2 protein-coding genes are annotated in these 1165 nt (G+C 44.0%); both read right to left on the reverse strand.

What is annotated here, in order from left to right; genetic code table 11:
• Positions 1-2 precede the first annotated feature (2 nt).
• Positions 3-758, reverse strand: coding sequence for an iron chelate ABC transporter ATP-binding protein VctC (gene vctC / locus R7E47_RS24895; RefSeq protein WP_025499447.1), 756 nt, complete (start codon positions 756-758; stop codon positions 3-5).
• Positions 759-760: 2 nt separating this feature from the next.
• On the reverse strand, positions 761-1165 hold a 405-nt coding region (locus R7E47_RS24900), incomplete at its 5' end, for an iron chelate uptake ABC transporter family permease subunit (RefSeq protein WP_318085442.1).

The raw sequence follows: 1165 nt of genomic DNA on the forward strand, positions 1-1165 counted from the left end.
GATTAATGGTAAGTGCACATGCGTTTGCCATTTAACTCAATGATGTTAAATGGTGTTTCGTAGATGTCTTCCAATGTTGTTGCCTTAATCACCTCTTCAACCGCGCCACTTGCCACCACTTTACCTTGTTTAAGCGCCAGAATGACATCGGAATAGCACGCTGCAAAGTTGATATCGTGAATCACAACCACCATTGCTTTGTTCATGTCATGAGCAAGCCTTTGAATCACCTTCATGATCTGCAATGAATGCTTGATATCCAAGTTGTTCAGCGGTTCATCTAAGAAAACGTAGTCCGTATCCTGAGCAATCACCATGGCGATAAACGCCAACTGACGCTGACCACCACTCAACTCATCCAAGTATTTATCTTGAATGTCTTGCAGGTCTAAGTAATCAATGGCTTGTGCAATGACCGCATGATCGTCTTTGGTAAGATTGCCTTTTGAATAAGGGAAACGACCAAAAGAGACCAGCTCTTTCACGGTAAATCGCATCGTGATTGAGTTCGCTTGGCGCAACACAGCAAGCTTTTTCGCCAGCTCTTTGGTATCCCACTCAGCGATCTCTTTACAGTCGATGATGACGCTACCACCGTCTCGCTCTGTTAGGCGAGAAGCCATGGAGAGTAAGGTACTCTTGCCAGCTCCATTTGGGCCAATGATCGACGTCACTTTGCCTTTTTCGAACTGAGTATCCGCGCTATCAACGACTTTACTCGAACCAAATGCTTTGGTTAGTTTCTCTATGACTATCATGTTTACACGACTTTGTTTTTCAACAGCAGATACAAGAAATAAATGCCGCCAAGGAAGTTAATGACCACGCTTAGCGTTGTCTCAAAATTAAATACGTTTTCAATGATCCACTGCCCTGAAAGCAAGGAGCTAATGGCCAACAGCGAACAGCCTATCAACAATGTTTTATGTTGATAGGAATGAAACATCTCGCGGCTCAAGTTGGTCACAAGCAAACCAAAGAACATAATTGGGCCAACCAAAGCGGTAGAAATTGCAATCAAAACCGCAGAAAGGATGAAGACGTTGCGCGTCACTTTCGGCACATCAACACCCAAGCTTTTTGCGTTGTCTTGATCTAACCAGAACACATCCAATGTGCGATGCATACGAAACAATAACCAACAAGCCAATATCAACATCGGCGC

The sequence above is a fragment of the Vibrio sp. Vb1026 genome (assembly GCF_033338745.1).
Taxonomy (GTDB): Bacteria; Pseudomonadota; Gammaproteobacteria; order Enterobacterales; family Vibrionaceae; genus Vibrio; species Vibrio alginolyticus.

Coding starts and splice junctions, on each gene's coding strand:
- vctC (WP_025499447.1), bottom strand. CDS start 758: ATGATAGTCATAGAGAAACTAACCAAAGCATTTGGTTCGAGTAAAGTC.